Source organism: Paraflavitalea pollutisoli, from assembly GCF_029360705.1.
Taxonomy (GTDB): Bacteria; Bacteroidota; Bacteroidia; order Chitinophagales; family Chitinophagaceae; genus Paraflavitalea; species Paraflavitalea pollutisoli.
Genome location: NZ_JARKMX010000001.1, coordinates 1,101,757 through 1,123,790 on the forward strand (window position 1 = coordinate 1,101,757; position 22,034 = coordinate 1,123,790).

14 protein-coding genes are annotated in these 22,034 nt (G+C 51.1%); 9 read left to right on the forward strand and 5 right to left on the reverse strand.

Annotated elements, in window-relative coordinates:
* Window positions 1-32: 32 nt before the first annotated feature.
* Together P2W70_RS04550 and P2W70_RS04555 are read right to left on the reverse strand one after the other, a co-directional pair.
* Entirely contained in the window at window positions 33-5,879 is a 5,847-nt protein-coding gene (locus tag P2W70_RS04550) for a CARDB domain-containing protein (protein ID WP_276480238.1), read from the reverse strand.
* Window positions 5,880-6,011: 132 nt separating this feature from the next.
* Window positions 6,012-7,031 carry a right-handed parallel beta-helix repeat-containing protein gene (locus P2W70_RS04555; protein WP_276480239.1) on the reverse strand — a complete coding sequence of 340 codons (1,020 nt, stop codon included), beginning with the start codon at window positions 7,029-7,031 and terminating at the stop codon, window positions 6,012-6,014.
* Window positions 7,032-7,195: 164 nt separating this feature from the next.
* Between P2W70_RS04555 and P2W70_RS04560 the strand changes: the two genes are divergently transcribed.
* The 4 genes from P2W70_RS04560 to P2W70_RS04575 all read left to right on the forward strand — a co-directional run bounded on the left by P2W70_RS04560 (window position 7,196) and on the right by P2W70_RS04575 (window position 13,217).
* Entirely contained in the window at window positions 7,196-9,151 is a 1,956-nt protein-coding gene (locus P2W70_RS04560; RefSeq protein ID WP_276480240.1) for a sensor histidine kinase, read from the forward strand.
* Window position 9,152: 1 nt separating this feature from the next.
* Window positions 9,153-9,770 carry a response regulator gene (locus P2W70_RS04565; protein WP_276480241.1) on the forward strand — a complete coding sequence of 206 codons (618 nt, stop codon included), beginning with the start codon at window positions 9,153-9,155 and terminating at the stop codon, window positions 9,768-9,770.
* 94 nt (window positions 9,771-9,864) lie between these two features.
* Window positions 9,865-11,679, forward strand: a complete 1,815-nt coding sequence (locus P2W70_RS04570; RefSeq protein WP_276480242.1) for an ABC transporter ATP-binding protein — start codon at window positions 9,865-9,867, stop codon at window positions 11,677-11,679.
* Between the two features lie 107 nt (window positions 11,680-11,786).
* The gene (locus P2W70_RS04575) at window positions 11,787-13,217 is read left to right on the forward strand and encodes a Gfo/Idh/MocA family protein (protein ID WP_276480243.1); all 1,431 of its coding nucleotides are present in this window, start codon (window positions 11,787-11,789) and stop codon (window positions 13,215-13,217) included.
* A gap of 468 nt (window positions 13,218-13,685) precedes the next feature.
* Here the strand turns inward: P2W70_RS04575 and P2W70_RS04580 are convergent, their stop codons facing one another.
* On the reverse strand, window positions 13,686-15,140 hold the full coding sequence (locus P2W70_RS04580; RefSeq protein WP_276480244.1) for a calcineurin-like phosphoesterase family protein: 1,455 nt from the start codon (window positions 15,138-15,140) through the stop codon (window positions 13,686-13,688).
* A 646-nt stretch (window positions 15,141-15,786) separates the two neighbouring features.
* Here P2W70_RS04580 and P2W70_RS04585 point away from each other — a divergent pair.
* The 5 genes from P2W70_RS04585 (at window position 15,787) to P2W70_RS04605 (ending at window position 19,504) form a co-directional block, all read left to right on the forward strand.
* Window positions 15,787-15,987, forward strand: a complete 201-nt coding sequence (locus P2W70_RS04585) for a hypothetical protein (protein WP_276480245.1) — start codon at window positions 15,787-15,789, stop codon at window positions 15,985-15,987.
* A gap of 92 nt (window positions 15,988-16,079) precedes the next feature.
* On the forward strand, window positions 16,080-16,811 hold the full coding sequence (locus tag P2W70_RS04590; protein ID WP_276480246.1) for an alpha/beta fold hydrolase: 732 nt from the start codon (window positions 16,080-16,082) through the stop codon (window positions 16,809-16,811).
* Window positions 16,812-16,872: 61 nt separating this feature from the next.
* Window positions 16,873-17,220 (forward strand): YciI family protein, encoded by a 348-nt coding sequence (locus tag P2W70_RS04595; protein ID WP_276480247.1) that lies wholly within the window; start codon window positions 16,873-16,875, stop codon window positions 17,218-17,220.
* A 66-nt stretch (window positions 17,221-17,286) separates the two neighbouring features.
* Window positions 17,287-18,252 (forward strand): hypothetical protein, encoded by a 966-nt coding sequence (locus tag P2W70_RS04600; protein WP_276480248.1) that lies wholly within the window; start codon window positions 17,287-17,289, stop codon window positions 18,250-18,252.
* A 220-nt stretch (window positions 18,253-18,472) separates the two neighbouring features.
* Window positions 18,473-19,504, forward strand: a complete 1,032-nt coding sequence (locus P2W70_RS04605) for a sigma-54 interaction domain-containing protein (RefSeq protein ID WP_276480249.1) — start codon at window positions 18,473-18,475, stop codon at window positions 19,502-19,504.
* Between the two features lie 448 nt (window positions 19,505-19,952).
* On the opposite strand, the gene P2W70_RS04610 is transcribed toward P2W70_RS04605, so the two are convergent.
* Together P2W70_RS04610 and P2W70_RS04615 are read right to left on the reverse strand one after the other, a co-directional pair.
* Window positions 19,953-20,816: a helix-turn-helix domain-containing protein gene (locus P2W70_RS04610; protein WP_276480250.1), complete on the reverse strand. Its 864-nt coding sequence runs from the start codon at window positions 20,814-20,816 to the stop codon at window positions 19,953-19,955.
* A 137-nt stretch (window positions 20,817-20,953) separates the two neighbouring features.
* The gene (locus P2W70_RS04615) at window positions 20,954-21,949 is read right to left on the reverse strand and encodes an alpha/beta hydrolase (protein WP_276480251.1); all 996 of its coding nucleotides are present in this window, start codon (window positions 21,947-21,949) and stop codon (window positions 20,954-20,956) included.
* Window positions 21,950-22,034: the final 85 nt, after the last annotated feature.

Sequence of the window (22,034 nt, forward strand, 5' to 3'; positions counted from 1 at the left end):
GGAGCGGCCCCTCGCTTAAAAGGGAAACCAGCTTACTGTTTGATGAACAGTTGTTGCTGCTGCTTGCCCTGGTGAATGAATTGCAATACATAAGTGCCCTGTGGCAGACTACTGATATCAGCCGTCAGCACAGATCCTTCCGTACGCCATTGCTTTAATAATTTACCATCCATGGTTACCACCCGCACCGTACCATTGGCAACAAGGCCACTGGCCGTGATGAACCGCTGGGCAGGGTTGGGATACACCCGCAATACTTCCAGTTGGCTCACCTCGATCCGCCTGATCATCGAATACGTAGCACTGCTGTTCAGGTCCACCAGTTGAAGGCGGTAGTAATGGTTACCGTTGGAGAGTCCGCGATGGGTGAAGGTATAGGTATGTACCAGCGTACCTGATACGACAGCTACTGTACCAATAGGCGTGAAATGAACACCGTCGGTACTATGTTCCACCACAAACTCCTTGCTGTGATCGTCCCTTTCCGCTTTCCAGGTCAGTTGCGCCGTATTACCGGTCGCCTCCGCTTCGAAACTGATCAGCCTGATCGGTAGGATCGCACTGTTGTTGGCCACCGCAAAAGGAGAGAAGCTGGTAAACCCGGTCTGGGTTTTGCGATACCGGCCAATGGAGTCGACATCGGCAATGCCAATATCGCCCAATTCCCATTTGCTGGTGTAATGCGCCGTACGAGCCTGGTCGCGGTCAAACAGTGGTTGTTCGTGGCCTGCCTGCCAGTAGAAGGTGACGGTAGCATTGCTGCCGCCAGGTATTTCTTCTTCGATCAGCCAGGTACGGTTTACGAATGTCTGCCTGATCGTATCACCGCTGGTGCCATTCCTCAGCACATAAGGCAACACGCCTACAGAGAATTGATCGGCAGTACCCCTGTTCTGGATCTTGATGAAATTACTGCTGCCTTCCGTCGTGCCCACCGGAAACACATTGTCATTGCTGGTGTTGATGATCTTCAGTTTACCCGTACCATTGGTCACGATGAAGTGATCCGCATCGTAGCTGGTCAGTTGGCCACGTACCACCAGGTCGTTGTTGCCCAGCAATAGTTTACCACCAATCCAGCCGGGCAGCTGACCGGGTAATCCATTCTTCATGTCCAGGTTGCCATTCACGGTGATCGGACCATCGAGCGCTACCACGGTGCTGAAGGATTGCTCGGTATCATTGTTGAGCAGGTCGGCTTCAGGCGTTGTAGAGTTTGCGATCTCAGCTATCACCTTACCACGCTCGATATTGAACAACATCTTCACGCGGGCAACAGTGCTGGCGCCACCTGCCAGTTGAATAGCCACACTGTCGATACCGGTTACAGCACCACGTTCATCCAGGATCAGGAAGCGAACCCACGCGGTTCCCTGCTCTGTTCCCTTGTTGATGACCGCATACGAAATAATGACGCTATCGCCAGCCCGGAACCCGGTAGGATTGAAGCTGATCGGGTGTACACCATTCGCCGCGAAGTCGGTTGCAGCACCCACGATCAGGGTACGGGTTGCCGCGTTGTTGTCTTCCCTTTCTTCATCATTCGTGTTGTTCGGATCAGTTACGATCTTCATCACTTTCACGCCGGTGATCAGTGAAGCGTAGGTCGCAGTAGCAGCAACGGTCGTATCCTTACCCGGCTGCAGGCTGTTGATAGGTACATCGACACCCAGCTGGATATCATCCACCAAAAAGCGCAGCACATTGGGTTTTGATGCTTTACCGCCCGTATTCTTCACCGTGCCAACAAGGGTAATGGATTGACCCATCGCCGGGTTGAGGCTGCTCGGAGAAATGTATTGAGACAATACTTCCAGGTCTTCCTTCGTATCGACGACGCGGATATGGAACGAACCGGTATTATTGCTCTCTGATATTTCACAGTATGCATTGGCCGTGTCGGCGTCTATCTGCACTACATAATCACCAGGTATGGTGAAGGTGTGCGTAAAGCTGCCAACGGACCCATACAGTTCGCCGGCTTTCACCTGTGCGAATTGTTCACCACCGAGCCGTACGCCGTTGAGTAAGTACCGTACGTTAACAGCAGCTGCATCACGCCGGCCGATATTACGGATCGACGGGAAGAATTGACCTTCCTTGTTGACGCGCACGAGGGCAGGGCGGTTGACAGAACCCACTTCGCTCGCGGTTTGATAAGGAGCAAGATCGGTGCCGATGCTGATCGAGCGTTGATTGTTGCCTTCATTCGATTCAGTAACCGTTCCATCTAAATCCACAACAGCGGCTACAGTAAAGGCACAATCGTTTTCATCTCCCGTCAGGATATAAGGCTGTGAGGTAACCGTGAGGCTGCTGTTCTCTGCCAGCCCGGATACCGACACCGTAGAGCCGAGCAACGCTCCATTGACGCGGAACCCTGCTTTGAAAGGCCCGGCTTTACGCCCCTTGTTTTCGATAGTGGCGGTAAAGGTGATCGCCTCGCCTTTAGACAGTGCTGTAGTGGCCGACTTTACAGCCGAAACGATCAGGTCCGGCAGCGGTACATCGATGACAGCTTGCATGCTGTTATTGTTCTCATCGGTTTCTTCAATCGCATCGTCTTCATCCGTCACGACGGTCAGGTAATGTTTACCAGGCAACATGTCTGGTTGGCTAAGACCGATCAATGCGGCAGCGCCTGCCTTCACTTCAGTCACGGTTTGCGTATGGATCAGCACTTTGCTGCCACCTGGTATAGAGTCATAAACTTTCACCGTATGAATGCCCGCATCCACACACCTGATATTGGCATCGGCAAACCGGAAGCTGGTATGCCCCGTTTGCTGAAACTGCTGGATCGTTAGATCCGGTATACTGGGCGCCGGAGTAAAGGTCACCTGGTCTTCCACCCTGATCTTCTCCCAACGACCATGGTAGGTAGGCGAAGGTATCTGAAGATACTCCACATAGGTGTAGGTTAATTCGGCCCGGAGCGTCACCGGATCGGTGGAGTTGAGCGGTACATCTTCTGTAATGATCCGTTCATTGCCGGGAGCTGCACCAGATTGGTCAATACCCCATTCATAGATCTTATCGCCGTTCTTGTAAATTCTGATCGTATCGTACATGATCTTATCATTGCCTCTCCACATATTATTGGGATTGCTCGAACGATACTGCAATTTCAAGGTCAATTTGGCTTTCTTGCCACTTATATTGGCGCAAGGATTGTTGTCGTAAATGATACGAGCCCCACCCATCTCCACCTGCCCGCCATAGCAAGGCACAGAAGAGGTACAAGGTATGGTGATGGCTTTTGTCAACAGCTGGCTGGTAAACGTAAAGTCCGTCACACTGACCGTATACGTTTGGTACGAAGTACCGCAAACCGTACTCGGCAGCAGGTAGCTGTAATCTCCATTGGCATTGGTCGTAGTCTTGATGGTGAGCGTGCCAATTTTGATCGTCACTTCAGCACCGGCCACAGGTGTCGGCGTAGCTGTACCATAATATAGGGCACGGCCACTGATCAGCGTGCTGATCTGCGGACAGGTCTGCACCTTGTAATCCGACGTCACATTGATGCCGCCCGGCAATACAGGCGTACCCACGGTAACCGGCCTGATCGCGTAGTTATTCAGCATATTGACATCGCCCAGTTGATCGGCACTGTCTACCCACACCTTGATGGGATAGAAGCCATCCGTATTGAATTGCAGCGTGCTGGTCACCGATACGGTCGAGTTGCCATTGATCACGGGTACACGCAGGCTGTCGATGGCCGTATTCTCACGATAGAATTTCACCGATACATCCGACGCGGCGTGCGCGGTACTGTTGGTGATCTTCGCGGTAACGGTAAACGATTCGCCCGGCGCAGGGTTGTTCTTGCTGAAGGTGATGTCATTCGCAAACAACCGCAGGTCGGGTTGGTTGAAGGTGACAACAGGGCCCTGTTTGTAGGAACTGTTGGCGCTATTGCCGTTTTCGTCGTTGGCGATAAACTTATAGCCCATGGAACTATTGACGGTTTCCTGTTGGAACGAATAGCTATACACCACACCGGCCACATAATCGGTGCTGCTGCCTTCGGGGGTCATGTTGAAGATGCCTTCGCCGAGATCATCAAAGTCCTGGTCGCCATTGAGGTCGATACCAATTCGGGGATAACCAGCCTGAGGCGCTTTGTTGTCTGGCGATTGATACAACACTTTATACGTATATAAGCCCGGTGTACCAACAGCCGGATCAACGCCTGCCGTGCCGCCATAAGGCGCAGCAGTCACATATTTCAATACAGGCGGTGTCGCCACCACAAAGCCAGTTCCGCGTACGATGGTCGTGATCGGAATGACGCCCGCCGTGGCGGTGGTGATACGCAGTTCACCCGTGAAGCTGCCAGCAGAAACAGGCTTGAAGCTCACCGACAGGGTGCGGGTTGCACGTGCCGGTATCACCGTATTCGCCGGAATAGATGTCGTGAAAACCGGGTTGTCGATTGTTGCTCCACTGACGGTGATGGGTACATCACCCGTATTGCGAATTGTGAACGTAAAGTTTTTGGTAGCATTGATGGCTACCGTTTCGAAGTCATGACCAGTAGCCGGATCGATCGTCCAGCTGGCCTGGGGCACACCGACAAAGAATACAGAATCATAGGTCATACTCCAGCGGCCTTCCTGGCTCCTGGAACGGATGAACAATCTATGATAGCCATCTGCCAATCCGGCCGTCTGTACATCAGCCGATACATTCGTCAGGTTCGTACCGGGGGTGATGGCGATAGCTGTCGCCTTGCCGAAACCCGGATCCGTATCGATAAAATACTCAACGGCCATCACCGCTTGTGGGGCGGCGGGTACTGCTGGATAAGGAGGTTCTTCGCTGACGATGAATTCGCGGAAGGCTGTAATACTCCAGCTGCCTTCCTGGTTTTTGGTGCGCAGGTAGATCCGGTGTGTGCCAATACTGAGCCCATTGGTTTGGGCAGCAACAGACAGGTCAGCGATATCAAGACCTGACACAAGGGTAATCGCTTTGCCTTTACCCGTACCCGGATCGGCATCGATAAAATACTCGGCAGCGACTACCGGCTGAGCGGGAGTGGGAGCTGTTGGGTAAGGAGGATCTGCATTGACGGCAAAGTCCTTCCAATGCGTAATACTCCAACTACCGGTTACGTTGCGGGTCCGCAGATAAAGCCGGTGAATACCCATAGATAGTCCCTGCGTGTTCGCGTCAACTGAAATGTTGGCGAGCTCCGTGCCGGGTGTCACCGGTATAGCAGTAGCCTTTCCCGTGCCCGGATCGGTATCGATAAAATACTCAGCAGCCACTATGGGCTGCAACGCTGCCGGAGCGGGCCGATACGGCGGGTCGAAATCGATGGTAAATTCCTTGAACGAACTCAAACTCCAGCGGCCTTCTGCACTTCTCGTGCGGATATACAACCGGTGGGTACCGTTGCTGAGGCCTTGAACGTTGACGGGCGCTGCAATGTTAGGAAGATCGACACCCGGCGTAAGCAGGATAGGTGTAGCCTTTCCAGTGCCAGGGTCAGTGTCGATATAATATTCCGCAGCCACAATAGATTGCGGAGCAGCAGGAACAGTAGGGTAGGGCACTGCCTGATCGTAGAGAAATTCCCGTACGGTCGGTATACTCCAGCTTCCTTCTGCATTGCGGGAACGGATAAACAGGCGGTGCAGGCCATTGGTCAATCCGTTTACATTGATCACAACATTGTTATTGCTGATATTGCCCGAAGGAGTGATGGGCATCGGTGTACCCTGTCCAAAACCAGGGTCGGTGTCGATAAAATACTCCGCCGCGACGATGTTTTGAGGGGAAGGTCTCGACGGCGGGTAGGCAGGATCCTGTGCAAAAGCCACGAAGGCCAATGCCCACCCTATGAGCATGAGTAAATACTTTTTCATTGCTGAATGTTTAAGCTGATCAGTCTGAATCACGACGGAAAAAATGCCTCACAGCATCATTTCCTCATCAAAAGCTTCGTAGCACAAGCAGTAACCAGGGTGGTATGTTACGCTGATGCCATCAGCACATGATTAGTTGTTATTGCGGGTACTGAAAGTGATATTCATGGTAGCACTGCCAGACGGGATCGATGTGGGTGCTGTAAGGCTATAAATAGTGGGGATATTTGGTATGCCCGAAAGCACATAAGGATCGGTTGCACCAAAGGCGCCGCAATCGGGATTGTTGACACCATTGGCACTCAGGCCCGCTCCGCTGGCTGGTGAACCGGCTTTCAATTTGTATTTGCCATCCGTACTACCAGTATTGATAAAAACATCATCCATGTTTTGGCTTACTTTATTACCGGTAGCAGTACCTGGCAGGGTCTGCGCGTAACGGAAAATATTGTTCTTGATCGTACAGTTGGTTAAGCTGGTGGCCGCATTACCGCTAATAATGTTATTGACAAAATAGGCATTGACAAAAGTCGAACCACTGCCAGACGTAAAATTGTTGTTCCGGATAATATTACTCGAACCCTTCAGCTCAGTCAGCGAAACGTAGCCGGCAGCAATATTGTTTTCAAAAGTAAGACCATTAACGGTGCCGCCGCTGTATTCATTGAGGAAACCGCTTGCGTTGAAATAACATTTACGGAAGGTAATATTGGTGGACTCGGAAGTGTGAAAATAGATCACAGATCCAACCCTCATACGCTCGAAAGTAATATTGGAGGTGCCGTTCAGGTATACGCTGGCGCACACGAAACCCATTATTTTGCTGCCGGTACCACTGGGGTCGACTTGTAAAGTGGCACTCAGATAAGCATCTTGCGTTGTTACCTGCAGGCCGGCATTTCCCCCGTCGCTTGGGTCGAGGTGATACCCAGGTCCGATGATGGTTAGTTTCTTCGTCAAGTGGGGAGAGCCGCCATAGCTTAAAGCAGAGCTTTCCAGGTAGATAGTGTCATTAGCGGCCGCTGTATTGACAGCTGTCTCAAAATTGCTGAAATCGGCTATCACACCAGGCGTATTATTAACACGCCAGATCTTAGCCTGAGTAGAAATACTGATGCTTGTTGCGAGGAGAAATAAAGACAAATACTTCATAATAATTAATATTTAAGTGGTAAAAGTATCCTGCGACCTGTCCGTTGCCTATCCCCGAAAAACAGGAGTTTTCGCCGCAGCAAAAAAATCATGGAAAAGAGGGACCGGCAGACGATTAGGATGTTGTTTATTTGCGGGTATCACGACCTGTGGTACACGCCTGTATGAATAAAATAATTCTTGTTATCGCTATGCTGCTGGCAGTCGCCACAAACATCTGGTCACAAACCAGGAAGAGTGACAGCCTGTTGCTGCGCCTGTCCACCGCCAAGGCAGACACCAACAAAGTATTGCTGCTCTGCGCGATCAGTGACGCGTTGGAGAACAATGATCCCGAAATGGCCAAGGCCTACCTGCACCAGGCAGGGCAGTTGAGCCGGGCATTGCGGTACGACCGGGGTGAGTATAAATACCTAACGCTCTATGGCAACAGCTTCTTAATGCAAGGCAATTTCGATTCCTCCCTGTACTATCAGCAACAGGCGCTGACCGTTGCGCAGAAGATGGGAGATTCGCTGAGCATAGGCGTTTCCCTCTTCAACATAGGTATCAACTACCGCGAAAGAGCCAGCTACGAAAAAGCCATCGATTATTGCCTGCAGGGACTACGTATCATCGACAAACTAGGCACGCCGGTGATCGAAGCACAGGTATACGATGCCTTACAAGTATTGTACTACAACCGCGCGCAGTTCCAAAAAGCTATCGGGTTCGGCGAAAAAGCAATTACCCTCACCAGGAAAGAAAAGCAGCGACCCCTGCTGGCCAAATTCCTGATCAATATTTCCCTGAGTTACCAGGGCGTTTTCCAACTGGACAAGGCCATGAAGGTACTGGAAGAGGCACTACAGATCAGCCAGCAACTCGACGAATTGCGGTATACGGCGATTATACAACAAAACCTGGCCAGCGTAGCCCTCCGCCTCCACAACTATCCGTTGGGTCGCAAGTATGCGGAAGAAACATTACGCAACTACCAGCAACTCGGCTCCACCGATGGTCAAGCCACCGCCTTGCGCAGCCTCGGTATCTTTTGCCTGCAGCAGAGAAAGCTAGCGGAAGCCCGGCGTTATGCGCAACAGGCACTGGCACTGAGCCAGCAATGGCAATACAAAGTAGAAGAGGTATCGACCCTACGCCTCCTGTCCAATATTGCTTATGCCGAGAGAAACTACGAAGAAGGCCTTGCCCTGGACGACAGCATGAATGCCCGGCTCGAAGTATTGATACGCGATATATCGTCACAGCCTTCCGCTGAATTGGAGGCAAAATATGAGTCGGAGAAAAAGGAAAACCGGATCCGGCAACTGGAGGCAGAAAAGAAAGTACAGGAACTCAGCCTACAGCAAAAGAATACCCTCAACTTAATATTGGTCGGCAGTGCGATGGCTTTGGTATTGATAGGCTTGTTGGGCTGGCGCAACTACCGGCAACAACAGGCGCTGCAACAGAAGCGCATCAATGAGCTGCAGACAGAAAAACAACTGGCCGCCACCGAAGCCGTATTGCAGGGAGAAGAACAGGAGCGTACCCGCCTGGCCAAAGACCTGCACGATGGATTGGGAGGGATGTTATCAGGAATCAAGTCCTCCTTCAATACCTTGAAGGGAAACCTGATCATGGACCACGACAACCTCCGTTCCTTCGAGCGCGGCATCGATATGCTCGACAGTTCCATCAGTGAAATGCGGCGGGTGGCCCACAACCTCATGCCCGAGGCGCTGGTCAAATTTGGCCTCGACGATGCTATGCGCGACTTCTGCAACGATATCCGCCTGTCGGGCAGTCTTACCTTGCAGTATCAGTCAAGCGGAATAGCCAAAGGCGAGATCCCTTCAGGTACGGCCATCATCATATACAGAATCGTACAGGAACTGGTGAGCAATGTATTGAAGCATTCAGGAGCCGCTTCGGCCCTGGTACAATTGATCCGCGACGAGTCGGGCATCGCCATCACGGTAGAAGATGATGGCAAAGGATTCGATATCGAACGCCTGCAGAAGGCCAAGGGCATCGGCTGGAGCAATATCCGTAGCCGCGTCGAATACTTCGATGGCAGCCTGGATATACAATCAGGCCCCGGCAAAGGAACCTCCATACTCATAGAATTACCCGTGTGATATGACTATAAAAGTATTCATCGTCGACGACCACTACATGGTGATAGAAGGCATCCGCTCCCTGCTACAGCAGGAGGCCAGCATAGAATTGGTAGGCCACGCCATGTCGGTCGATTCCTGCCTCTCCTTTTTGCGGAATCAGCAGCCCGACGTGATCCTCATGGACATCAACCTGGCCGAGCAAAGTGGTATCGAGCTCAGTGCAACAATAAAACGGTTGTACCCCGGCATCTTTATACTAGGACTGAGTACCTTCAACCAGCAAAGCTTTATCCGTAAGATGATGGACAATGGCGCCAGCGGGTATGTACTCAAAAACGTAACCCGCGAAGAACTCGTGGATGCCATCAACACCATCGTAAAAGGGAAGCTGTACCTCAGCCACGAAGTGGCGAGATCATTGCGCGCTGCAGAAGATCCGGAGGTGCCGTTACTCACCCGGCGCGAACAGCAGGTGCTGACCCTGATCGCAGAAGGATTGACCAACAACGAAGTGGCGGAGAAACTATTCATCAGCCCCACCACCGTCGATACACACCGCAAAAGCCTGCTCAGCAAGCTCAATGCAAAAAATACCGCCTCCCTCGTCCGCATAGCAGCCCAGCTGCAGTTGATCTGACGCACTACTGCACGAATCCGTACCTTGCAGCAGGTTTTTTTGACAGCCTTACAATATTGACCGGGCTCATTCGTCACCCAAATAAAAACCGGATATGGCGCGTCGCAATGCAGATAGTAGTGGATCACACAAAGACCAGGCACCGAAAGCAAAGATCAACAGGCAGAACCTGCGGGATGCACTCATGATCTTTTCCTACGTAAAACCTTACCGGGGAAAATTCATTGCGGGCCTCATCTTTATCGGATTGTCTTCGCTCACCACCATGGCCTTTCCCTACCTGCTCAAGCAATTGATCAATAGCGCCGGGCCTACACCCGATACCTCCTGGGGAGGCCCCGGCACCATCGTAGGATGGATGTTTGCCGTACTTGTCGTGCAGATGGTCTTTTCCTTCCTGCGGGTCTATCTCTTCACCGCCGTCGGTGAAAATGCGGTGGCCGATATGCGCCGCGGCATTTACCGCAAGATGATCACCATGCCCATGGACTTCTTCGCCCAGCGTCGCGTGGGAGAATTATCGAGCCGCATCAGTAGTGACCTGTCGCAGATACAGGATGCCGTTACCTCCGTGTTGGCAGAGATATTGCGCGGGTTGCTGGTACTCATCATCGGCATAGGGCTCATTCTTTTTATTTCTCAGAAACTCACACTGGTGATGCTGTCCGTATTGCCGGTCATCATCGTAGTAGCCATCGTGTTTGGGAAGTTCATCCGCCGCTATTCCCGGCAAACGCAGGATCAGCTGGCCGACTCCAGCACCATCGTGCAGGAAACCCTGCAGGGCATCAGCAATGTAAAATCCTTTACCAACGAATGGTTCGAGATCAGCCGGTATTCCCGTAGCCTGGACCAGGTCGTGAAGATGGCCGTGAAGAGCGGGCAGTACCGGGGCCTGTTTGTTTCCTTCCTCCTGTTCAGCTTATTTGGTACCATCACCCTGGTGATCTGGTACGGCACCTCCCACCTCGATTTTGGCAACCTGACCGCTTTTGTCGTATATACCGCTTTTGTGGGGGGCAGTATGGCCGGCTTTGCCGACCTGTACGGGCAACTGCAAAAGACGCTCGGCGCCACACAACGGGTACGCGAGTTACTCCGCGAAATACCGGAGGAAGTAGAAACGGTTGAAACCCAACCCGATCCCAAACATACCTTGCAGGGCCAGGTTGCCCTCTACAACGTAGCCTTCAGTTATCCTTCACGGCCGGATATGCCCGTATTGAATGGAGTCACCTTGCTGGCAAAGCCAGGTGAGCGTGTAGCCATCGTAGGCCACAGTGGTGCGGGTAAGTCGACCATTGCCGGATTGCTGCTGCGTTATTATGAACCGTCTGCCGGTCAGCTGCTATTCGATGGTAAGGCAGCCAACAGCATTCCACTTACACAACTGCGACAACAAATGGCCCTCGTGCCCCAGGATATCTTATTGTTTGGCGGCACCATCCGCGAAAACATACTTTATGGTAAACCCAATGCCACCATGGAAGAAGTAGAGCAGGCAGCCCGCCTCGCCAACGCCCATGAGTTCATACAAGGTTTTCCGGAAGGATACGATACGGTAGTAGGAGAGCGTGGTGTGAAGCTTTCCGGTGGACAAAGACAGCGGATTGCCATTGCCCGGGCCATCCTCAAGAACCCCGTGATCCTCATCCTCGACGAGGCCACCAGCTCTCTCGATGCAGCTTCCGAATCGCTGGTACAGGATGCCCTCGACAACCTGATGAAAGACCGCACCTCGTTCATCATCGCACACCGACTCTCGACGATCCGCACGGCCGATAAGATCGTGGTGCTGGACAAAGGAGAAGTGAAAGAATTTGGTACTCACCAGGAGTTGATCAGCATGCCGGATGGCATTTATAAGGAATTAAATCGTCTGCAATTGGAGATAACAGGGGTCGAGTAAGCTCAATTGGCAAAACATACAGCTCAATTGGCACCTAATCATTCTTTAATGTCAGCCATTCCACAATAGTATGTATTTTGGGTGAATAAAAGTTAACCTACCAAACAATGTTCAGTAACGATTATTCAAGAAGGAAATTCCTGAAGCAGGCTATGATGGCTTCTGCTGCAGCTGCTATACCTGGTTTTCTGCTGGCCAATGAATACAGCCATCCACGAAAGATCGGACCCAATGATAAGGTAAACCTTGCCTGCATCGGAATCGGAAACCGTGGCCGTGAGATCATCGAAGCCCTTGCCAAAACAGGTCTTGCCAATATTGTCGCCCTGTGTGATGTAGACATGGGCGCACCGCATACCGACCCCATTGTAAAACAGTTTCCCAACGTACCACGTTTCCAGGACTTCCGGGTCATGTTTGATAAAATGGGCAACCAGATCGATGCCGTATCCATCGGTGTACCCGACTTCTCCCACTTCCCCATCACCATGATGGCCATGAGCCTCGGCAAGCACGTGTATGTAGAAAAACCCATGGCACGTACCTTCCAGGAAGTAGAACTGATGATGAAGGCCGCCGAGAAATACCCCAAGGTCGTTACCCAAATGGGCAACCAGGGACACTCCGAAGGCAACTACTTCCAGTTCAAAGCGTGGACAGAAGCCGGGATCATCAAAGACGTGACCAATATCACTGCACACATGAATTCGCCGCGCCGTTGGCATGGATGGGATCCCAAGATCAAATCCTTCCCGGCTGCCGAACCCATTCCTTCCACACTCGACTGGGAGCTCTGGCAAATGGCCACCCAGGGGCATTCCTACAACAAGGACTTTGTCAACGGACAATGGCGCTGCTGGTTCGATTTCGGCATGGGAGCACTGGGTGACTGGGGCGCGCATATCCTCGATACCGCTCACCAGTTCCTCGACCTTGGTCTGCCTTATGAAGTAGAGCCGATCAAGCTGGAAGGCCACAACAATTTCTTCTACCCCATGTCCACCACGCTGGCCTTCAAATTCCCCAAAAGGGGTAAGATGCCACCGCTGGAGATCAAGTGGTACGATGGACTCGATAACCTGCCGCCTATTCCAAGTGGGTACGGCGTATCAGGCCTCGATCCAAATATTCCGCCTCCCAGCACCGGTAAGATCGAACCCGCCAAGCTCAATCCCGGTAAGATCATCTATAGCAAGGACCTCACCTTCAAGGGAGGATCGCACGGTAGCACCCTGTCGATCATTCCAGCCGAAAAAGCAAAAGAGATGGAAAGCAAACTGCCGGTAGTACCAGCCAGTCCTTCCAACCACTTTGCCAACTTCCTGCTGGCCTGTAAAGGACAGGAAAAGACCCGCTCACCATTCTCCATTGCAGGCCCGCTGAGCCAGGTATTCTGCCTCGGTGTACTGGCTCAATGGACCGGTGAGACGATCAAGTTCGATCGGAAGAAGAAGCAGATCACCAGCAGCAAAAAGATCAACGATTTGCTGGTTGGTTTACCGCCCCGCAAAGGATTCGAGCAATACTATAAAGTATAAACGACTTGGTAATAAAAAGAAAACCACCTCCGTATCCGGATGGTGGTTTTCTTTTTTTAGGGTAAATAACCTGCCTGTCGTTGGGCCGCGCCCGTGAATGCAAGAAATGATGATAGCGTACGATTTTCAATTTCATGCACCTATTCTTATCGATAAGATTATATAATTGATAATTTGCCTATATTGCACCCGGAAACCCGCCCCATACCCAACCGCACAGCCCCCGGGAGATCATTTTTTCCGAAACTATCCCCTACCGTAGCAGGACATCACTGATCGATGCCCGATAAAGACATCATTTGATTAATAGTTGAATGCTCAACGTATTCAGAAAGGGTCATTGTCATTTCCTTCACTGTGATAATGGCTCAGAGATCCCGGCAGCTACATGGTGTCGGGATTTTTTTATGCCCAATAAAAAGCCCCCTGCCAAGCAGGGGGCAAACCATACAGAGCGTAATGACAGTATTATCCCAGTTTAACCTTGTCCTGGTATACCACACCAAAACGATCGGTCACCTTTACGGTTACTTCTTTTACACCAGCGCCAGGCGTGGCAGCAAAGAAGTGGTCGCTGAACACATGCATATTGGCAGGGTAGTGAGCCATCGAGATCGGGTCCTGGCAACGGATCTGCGCCATGGTGCCTTTCAGCACACCATCTTCCAGGTACTCCACCTTCCATTGCTTATCCCAGTTCCACACATTGGCAATCACGGCATTCGGCTGCGTTTTGACTTTACCGGGGGCATAGGCCGCCAGTTGGTAGTCCTTCGGTTTACCAGTGCCTTTGTAATACCATTTTACGTTGTTGCCGTCGATCTCATACACGGCATAGCCATTGGGAGTACCGTCTACACATACCGCTTGCTTACGCCACCAGGCGCCACAAACGGTTCCATGGTTGTGTTCGAAAATATTGTCCTTCTCCCAGTTCTCATTCCAGTGCGTATGTCCCGACATGATATGAACCTGGTACGGCTTCAGCAACTTATACAAATGCTCGTGGTTGGTGACCATGCCACCCGTAGGCTCTTCTTTCAGCTTTTCCCGGTCTACAATATTGGTATAGGTGGGGATATGCAGGCTCACGATCACCGTAGAGCCGACCGGTACAGCTTGCAGGTCCTTCTCCAGCCAGTTCAATTGCGGCTCGGTCAGGTAACCCATATAGCTATGTCCCTTCCCCAGGAAGAAAACGTCGTCGAGGAATACATAGTGGATCTTGCCGCGATTGAAGGAAAAATAACCGGGGCCAAACAGGTCCTGGAAGGTAGCTTGTGAATTATCATCGCCACGAGCGATATACGTTTGGTCATGGTTGCCGATCACCTGGAAGAAAGGAATACCAGTTACTTCCACTGCCTTCGAATATTCATCATACAGATCGGCACGGTCGTGCACCAGGTCGCCTACAGAAATACCATGCACCGGGATATTACCCAGCGACCGTACCACCGCCGCGGTGTCGGGAGCAGATACATTGATCAGTTCAACGGCATTCTCGTCTTTCACCATCTGGGTATCACCCCAGATGATCACCGCATGTTTGGTATCGTCTTGCTCATTTTTCGTTAGCGTGAAGTTCGCCGTTTGTGCCGCCTGCGATTTGTCCAGGCGCTGGTAAAAACGGGCCAATCCCTTTTCATGCGGTATATGATAGCCACTGGGAATGGTCACAAATACAAATTTGGCATCGGAGTGAAGCGGCAGTTGATACTGACCGTTCTTGTCGGTTTGCACAATGGAGTAACCATCGCTGACAGACACGGCAGCAATGCCTTTTCCACTGCTGACTACTTTCCCTTTGACGGTACCGGCACCGATCACCGTGTTATCAGTGGTTGCAGCCAGCAGGCTGCTGCCTGGCACTACTGCGGCAGCACCCAATCCAATGTTCTTTAAAAAGTTTCTTCTTTCCATGATTGCTTATTGAATGGTCGTTGATGAGGTAGGATAGTGTGCCGTACGGGGCAACGGATTACATCATCGGTTAGAATAAAAACCGCGAATTTATAGGTAGAAGGTGCAAGCACATACCTGTTTACGATAAGATAATATAGGAAGGCAGCTCCAGGAGACCGTTTTACAAATGCTCACTGCATATAGTGTGACAACACGTGCTTTCACTGAATAAAGTGATAAAAAGCAATTGGTTTGATGGGTATTTGTTTGATAATCAATGTGTTTTTGGGCTGGCATGTCGTTGGCCTATATAAAGACAGATCAACACAAAAACACAAGTCATGGAAATCTTACATAGCATCGCCCTGCCGGGTACAGCGATGCAGGCGCTGTTAAGGGAAGACCTACAACGAAAAGTAAATAAAAATACAGCAATAGCCCTCAACGTGTAAAGGACGACGTCTGCCAGCTTTGAAACGAAGATGACGGGTGTCAGCTTGCCGGGGCGGTTGTAATGAGCGTGCACTTTCCACCCGTTCGTGCACCAGGATAGCTCTACGCCGGCGTATGATCCTTACGAAAACCGGTCAACAACACGGCAAGTCAACCGTTGGCAGACGTGCCTTTCGCAAAACAACATTATTCACTCAAAAAAAGGTAGCGTATGAAACTGCAAATTGTACATCCACCGGTACCAGACCCGTCAGCCAATCAGCTTGGGCACACACTGGTACAACTTCACGAACCACCAGTCAATACAAGCGAGGGAGGAGAATTCCTGGATGATGCCATTCATATGGACGAGCTCCCGGTTATACTGACCGAAGAAAGCGTGTCTGCAGGAAGCCCACGGTACCTGTTGTAATCACCTCCACTACATGTCAACAATCAATCATCAAATAAAAAGCAAGAAGTATGTCCACCGTTAAAAAAGGGCTGTCAGCCTTGTTAATCGCCATGACAACCATATTATTCACGCCTGCCACACAGGCACAACAGTCGCCTAAAGGAGTAAAGAACATTGTACTGGTACACGGCGCATTTGCCGATGGGTCCAGCTGGGTAAAGATCATCCCTACCCTCAAAGCAAAAGGCTACAATGTCATTGCCGTACAAAACCCGCTAAGTTCCATCGAAGAAGATGTGGCCGCCACAAAACGCGCAATAGCCCTGATGGAGGGCCCCGTGTTACTGGTTGGTCATTCATACGGTGGAATGGTAGTTACCGAAGCAGGAAACGATCCCAAGGTAGCGGGCCTGTTGTACGTATGCGCCCTGGTGCCCGACGACAATCAATCCGTGCAGGATGTAACGGGTGCATTCCCCGCAGCACCAGGAAGTGCAGAGATCAGACCAGATGCCTCCGGTTTTTTATCACTGACATCCAAGGGTATCCACAACAACTTCGCACAGGATCTCACCAAGGGGGAAAAAGATCTCCTTTTCGTAACCCAGGGACCCTGGTCTGTTAAAGCAACCACCGATAAGATTTCACAGGCAGCCTGGAAAACTAAACCAGCCTGGTGCATCATTGGTATCGACGACCAGATGGTACCCGTTGCCCTCGCCAGGGCAGAAGCCAGGATGATCAAGGCCAAAGCGCTCGAACTGAAGTCCAGTCACGTACCCATGTTGTCCATGCCGGATAAAGTAGCTGCATTTATTATCGGAGCAGCCCAGGAGCTTTAATTCGGCTACATACAGGCAGCCATATAGCAAATCAATTATTAATAGTTTAAATCAACACAAAATGCACGAATTCTTAATCGCCATCCACAGGGATCTTACCAGCAAAAATCCTAAGCCATCACCCGAGCAAATGAAAGAAGCCATGAAGCCTTACCAGGATTGGATAGCTGGCATCGCCGCTGCCAACCAGCTCGTAGCGCCTGTTAAAAGATGGGATGTCGAAGGCCGCGTGATCTCCGCACCCGGTATTGTGAAAGAAGGACCCTATGCAGAAAAGAACCATTCCATCGGTGGCCTTTTCCTGATCAAGGCAAAGAGTTATGACGAAGCAGTAGCGATCGCGGAGAAATGTCCCATCATTCAGTATGGAGCCGTGGTAGAAGTACGTCAGGCAATCGTAGCCGCCTAACACATAGTAACATCGGCAGAGGCTGCCCCTTATGCAAGGGGTAGCCTTTTCCTGTAAAAAATACATATGGAAAACAAAGACATCAACACCGTGTTGGACAAGCTGTCGGCCGTGGTGACCCAGTGTCAGATGCTGCAACAGGTGTACCTGGAACCTGCCAGGCAACAAGAAGCGATCAGTAAGCTGTCACCCATCCATTCGGTCGATAAACTGCGGCACCTGGAGTTGCCCCTTCCCGATTTCCTCCGGGCGGCAGGTATTCGTAGTATGACGGTCACAGACATCGATTCCATTGAAACTGTGCTCGGGGAAGTTACAGCCATTGCCAAAACAATCGCGCAGTCACCAGGTGCCTTGATGAAGCATCCGGAGCTTGCAAAACCACTGCAGCAATTGTTCAGGCACGCCACCACAGTGGCCTTTGCCGACTGGGCCTTGTTTGCCAGTGCTTCGGAATGTTGGGATTCGATACTCACACAGGTGATCAAGCCCATTGGCCGGCGCGACCATGAATTTATATTTTACCTCGGCGATATATCGGGGTCGCCCTTCTTCCTCGTCGATGAATTGCTCGACATCATGGGCGAGTTTTCACGCTACGGAAAAGTTACCTTCATTTTGGACCAGCAGGAAATGTTGCGCTTGTGGCAGGGATTGAACGGTGTTCACCGCACCAGTGGTGACTCTTGGCCATTCGATTATGAAGAAAAATACCGGGCACTCTTCAATGCCATGAACATACAAAGGCTGTTGGTATACGCCAATAATGGCGTTTCTTATTACTCCAAAGAGCAAAAGTTCAATTTGACACGCAGGGTGCTGTCTGCAGCGATCGAGAACAATGGACATGCCCGCAACGACTTTATCAACGGTTATTCCATGGGACTTACACTGGGTGTCGATATCGACATCGTGATCGCGCTGGGTATTGTGTATTACAGTGCACGGGGTGAGTACAATGCCGCACCCGACCAGCAAATGTTGCTCAATTACATCAAAACCTGGCGCAACCTGCAGGACAGCGTAGCCTGAAGTGGAATGTTGTGTGATGAAATTGGCAAATAGTACCATACTTATTGACCAGATTGTTCAGAATACATACTGAAACAGTTTATTAACGTGCGCAGCGCCATAATCGCCAGGTGACAAATAATTAGCGGTATTTTTGATACCTCTTCCCTTGCCCGGGATTGAATAGCGTCTTGCCTCATCATCTTGTTTTACTCAATGTACAATCGTAAAATCAAGAGCGATGACAGATTCACGTACAAGCCAACAGCCATTCCTTAACCAACAACCAGGTCCGTCAAATACAACAGCCGCCGTTTTTCCCCAGGTCATTGGACATGGCCCGGCGATGCAACAGGTATACAAGCTGGTATCGATGGTTGCCAAGGCCGATTCAACAGTGCTCTTGCTGGGGGAAACCGGCACCGGTAAAGAAGTGATAGCACGCGCTATTCACCAATCCTCCATGCGGCACGATAAACCCATGGTAAAAGTCAATTGTGCAGCCCTGCCGGCCAACCTCATCGAGAGCGAATTGTTTGGTCATGAACGCGGAGCCTTTACCGGTGCTACCGATCGACGCGTAGGTAAATTTGAAATGGCCAACCAGGGCACCATTTTCCTTGATGAAATTGGTGAGATACCGGTAGAGATCCAGGTGAAGTTATTGCGGGTGCTCCAGGAGCGTGAATTTGAACGCATCGGTGGTAAAACCACGATCAAAACCAATGTACGCGTTATAGCCGCCACCAACCGCGACCTGGTAGCAGAGATAAAAGCCGGACGTTTCCGGGCCGATCTGTATTACAGACTACACGTATTTCCCATATCACTACCACCGCTCCGGGAAAGAAAAGAAGACATTGCCCCACTGACTACTTATTTTCTGGATCGCTACAGCAAAGCCACCGGCAAGAAAGTAACCGGTGTTACAACCCATCAGCTGCAAGCGCTGGAGGCTTACGCCTGGCCGGGTAATGTCCGTGAACTGGAGCACCTGATAGAAAGAAGTGTATTGCTGGCGCGGGAACCGGTGTTGAATGACATCTACCTGCCACAGCCGTCACCAATGAAAGAAGAACCCCAACTTGTCCCGGTGCCGGATAAATCGTTGCATGAAATGGAGCGGAGTTATATCATACAGGCCCTTCGGAAATACCATGGCAGGATCGGCGGTGCAGACGGTGCCGCTCAGTTCCTGAGTATTCCATCTACAACCTTACATTCCAAGATCAAGAAACTGGCCATCACCAAGAAAGATTACCTGCAGGGATAGCAGGTGATGGTACTATGAGAAAGCCCATGGCGCCTGCCATGGGCTTCCTTTTGCTGGAAGTGCCGAAGTGACTATCGATCTGCCTGGGTACAATTATTCCCGCCGAACAGGAACCAGTCGGATGACAGGTAAATCCCTTGCCCTGGACCGAAGATGGATACTTGCTGCCCATCATCTGAACCTGCCGGCAGGCAGGGCCTGCCCGGGATCCTCCTGGTGCATACGTTCGCGCGGGTGGAAGTGCATTGACTCCCATCAGTGAAATAGCTGGCTAATATCGTGTCATGGCGAATAAGTGGTTAGTCCATACGCCAGTAGTAGGGACCAACGACAAAAAGATTCATAAGGTAGTTGAGTGAATGGCGATTCATGGAAAGAAGGAGAGCAGGGTATAGGTCGTGGCATAGCAGTTCATACGGGCAGCAATGGGTAGGTAGGTAAAGCAGTATCAGGCAGTCTTCCTGAAAGCGGTGAAATTCATACCGGCACTGTTCTTGAAATAACGGCTGAAATGGGCAGGCGTGCAGAAGCCGAGCGCGTAGGCCACTTCCTTCAAACTGTCTCCTTCGAAGATCGCATGGCGTTTAGCTTCCAATACAATACGCTGTTGGATATGGTGACTGGCGGTAAATCCTGAATTGTCTTTGATTCTCTTGTTCAGGTAGCTGGGTGTCAGTCCCATCATGTCGGCATAGTCGCTGACCCGCTTCTTTTGCAGAAAATGTTGCTCGAGCAGTGAGAAGAAGTGAAGGCTGATATCCTGTTCCCGCGAAGGCAGTGAATGATCCATGGTCACTTCGCACAAACGTTCCAGGTAAACCAGGAATACATTCAGGTAGTTGCGGATCAGCTTTTCGCTTTGAGGTACCGCACTGGCATACTCTTTCAGCATATTGCCGGCAAAACCTGCCAGTTGTTGATTGAGTTCGGCGGGCAATTGAATGGCAGGGTACAACAGCGAACGTTTGAAGAAAGCTGTACGTGAGAGCGATGCGCCCTGCTTTTCCGATAGATCGATAAAGTCGTTGGAGAAAGAAATCATAAAACCCCTGGTGCTGGTCTCCAGCTCAAGCGCGATCTGTTGATGCGGGCTGATCCAGTAAAGGGTATTGCTTTCCAGTAGCAAGCTTCGTTTGCCGATCTGGATGGTGCCGCCAGGCTGCTGCACGACGATCATAGAAAACATAGCGGGAGCAGCCAGCGAACCAGACCGGCCCTGTCCATTCAGGCAGATGGACTCGAGTGGAGCAATGGCAAACTGACCGGGCAGCCTGCTGCTGGGCAATTGACGGGTGATAGTAGATACATACATAATAGGTGATTTTGACTGCAATATTCAGCTATAAACAACGCACCGGGTTGATGAGCAGCACCTGATTGTTTGCCTGTTTACGCCAAAAAAAAGAGCAGGCGAACCTGCTCTTTGCTTAACCAGTTGATTCTTATTAACTATCCAAGATAGTGCTTCAGTTCAGCGGCTGCATGCCGGATCAGGGAGTGGGTGGCCGGCAGATCGGCCATGCCGTTCAGCATGCCCCAGTCGTGGATCACACCATTGTACCGGACCGTAGTTACCGTTACACCGGCCTCATCCAGCTTGCGGCCATAAGCCTCGCCTTCATCACGCAAAATATCATTCTCTGCCACCTGGATCAACACGGGGGGTAACCCTTTTAACTGTTCGTGGGTAGCCTTCAGCGGCGAAGCATAGATCTGTTTCCGGTCTTCAGGCTGGGGAATATACATGTCATACATCCATTTCATCAGGGAAGTGGTTAGGAAACGGTCTTCGCCAAATTGCTGGTAAGATCCCGTGGTGAAATCGGCGTCTACAATGGGCCACATCATGACCTGCAATTTAATGAGCGGTCCGCCCGCCGCTTTGGCCTTGAGGGCTGTGACAGCCGTCATATTGCCGCCTACGCTATTACCTACTACAGCCAGGTTTTTACCGTCTACGTTGATCTCGTCGCCATGGTCAGCTACCCATTGGGTCGCGGCAAAGATCTCATTGATGGCCTGTGGATAGGCCGCATCGGGCGTACGGGTGTAATTGACAAATACCGCCGCGTACCCCGAGGTCACCACGAGGTCGCGTACCAGTCGTTGGTGAGTCGGGAAGTCTCCGAGGATCCAGCCGCCGCCGTGAATGAACATGAAGACAGGTAACTTTTGTGAATTGCCAGAGGGTCTTACGATGTGCAGGGTAACCGTATACCCGTTGTGGCTGATGGTTTTTTCCGACACATCGATGCCCGATAGATCAACGGCTACAGAAGACTGAGCATTCTCCAGCACTTTGCGGGCATCCAAAGGTGCCAGCGATTCTACCGGTGCTCCGCCGGTGTTAAGCGCTTTGAGAAATTGTTTGGTGCCAGAAGATAGGTGAACATCGGTTTGCCAGGGTTGTACGCCTGGCTGCTTTGGTGTGGTGACTGTTTGCATACTTAAATTGGTTTGATTGAATTGGTAAACAGAAACCTGCATGTTGCCATACAACATCACGAATCGGAAGAAAGGCGATCCCCAA

What these genes read in the sequence shown, in the direction of transcription:
- P2W70_RS04550 (WP_276480238.1), bottom strand. Translation starts at nt 5,879, where the DNA reads ATGAAAAAGTATTTACTCATGCTCATAGGGTGGGCATTGGCCTTCGTG.
- P2W70_RS04555 (WP_276480239.1), bottom strand. Translation starts at nt 7,031, where the DNA reads ATGAAGTATTTGTCTTTATTTCTCCTCGCAACAAGCATCAGTATTTCT.
- P2W70_RS04560 (WP_276480240.1), top strand. Translation starts at nt 7,196, where the DNA reads ATGAATAAAATAATTCTTGTTATCGCTATGCTGCTGGCAGTCGCCACA.
- P2W70_RS04565 (WP_276480241.1), top strand. Translation starts at nt 9,153, where the DNA reads ATGACTATAAAAGTATTCATCGTCGACGACCACTACATGGTGATAGAA.
- P2W70_RS04570 (WP_276480242.1), top strand. Translation starts at nt 9,865, where the DNA reads ATGGCGCGTCGCAATGCAGATAGTAGTGGATCACACAAAGACCAGGCA.
- P2W70_RS04575 (WP_276480243.1), top strand. Translation starts at nt 11,787, where the DNA reads ATGTTCAGTAACGATTATTCAAGAAGGAAATTCCTGAAGCAGGCTATG.
- P2W70_RS04580 (WP_276480244.1), bottom strand. Translation starts at nt 15,140, where the DNA reads ATGGAAAGAAGAAACTTTTTAAAGAACATTGGATTGGGTGCTGCCGCA.
- P2W70_RS04585 (WP_276480245.1), top strand. Translation starts at nt 15,787, where the DNA reads ATGAAACTGCAAATTGTACATCCACCGGTACCAGACCCGTCAGCCAAT.
- P2W70_RS04590 (WP_276480246.1), top strand. Translation starts at nt 16,080, where the DNA reads ATGACAACCATATTATTCACGCCTGCCACACAGGCACAACAGTCGCCT.
- P2W70_RS04595 (WP_276480247.1), top strand. Translation starts at nt 16,873, where the DNA reads ATGCACGAATTCTTAATCGCCATCCACAGGGATCTTACCAGCAAAAAT.
- P2W70_RS04600 (WP_276480248.1), top strand. Translation starts at nt 17,287, where the DNA reads ATGGAAAACAAAGACATCAACACCGTGTTGGACAAGCTGTCGGCCGTG.
- P2W70_RS04605 (WP_276480249.1), top strand. Translation starts at nt 18,473, where the DNA reads ATGACAGATTCACGTACAAGCCAACAGCCATTCCTTAACCAACAACCA.
- P2W70_RS04610 (WP_276480250.1), bottom strand. Translation starts at nt 20,816, where the DNA reads ATGTATGTATCTACTATCACCCGTCAATTGCCCAGCAGCAGGCTGCCC.
- P2W70_RS04615 (WP_276480251.1), bottom strand. Translation starts at nt 21,949, where the DNA reads ATGCAAACAGTCACCACACCAAAGCAGCCAGGCGTACAACCCTGGCAA.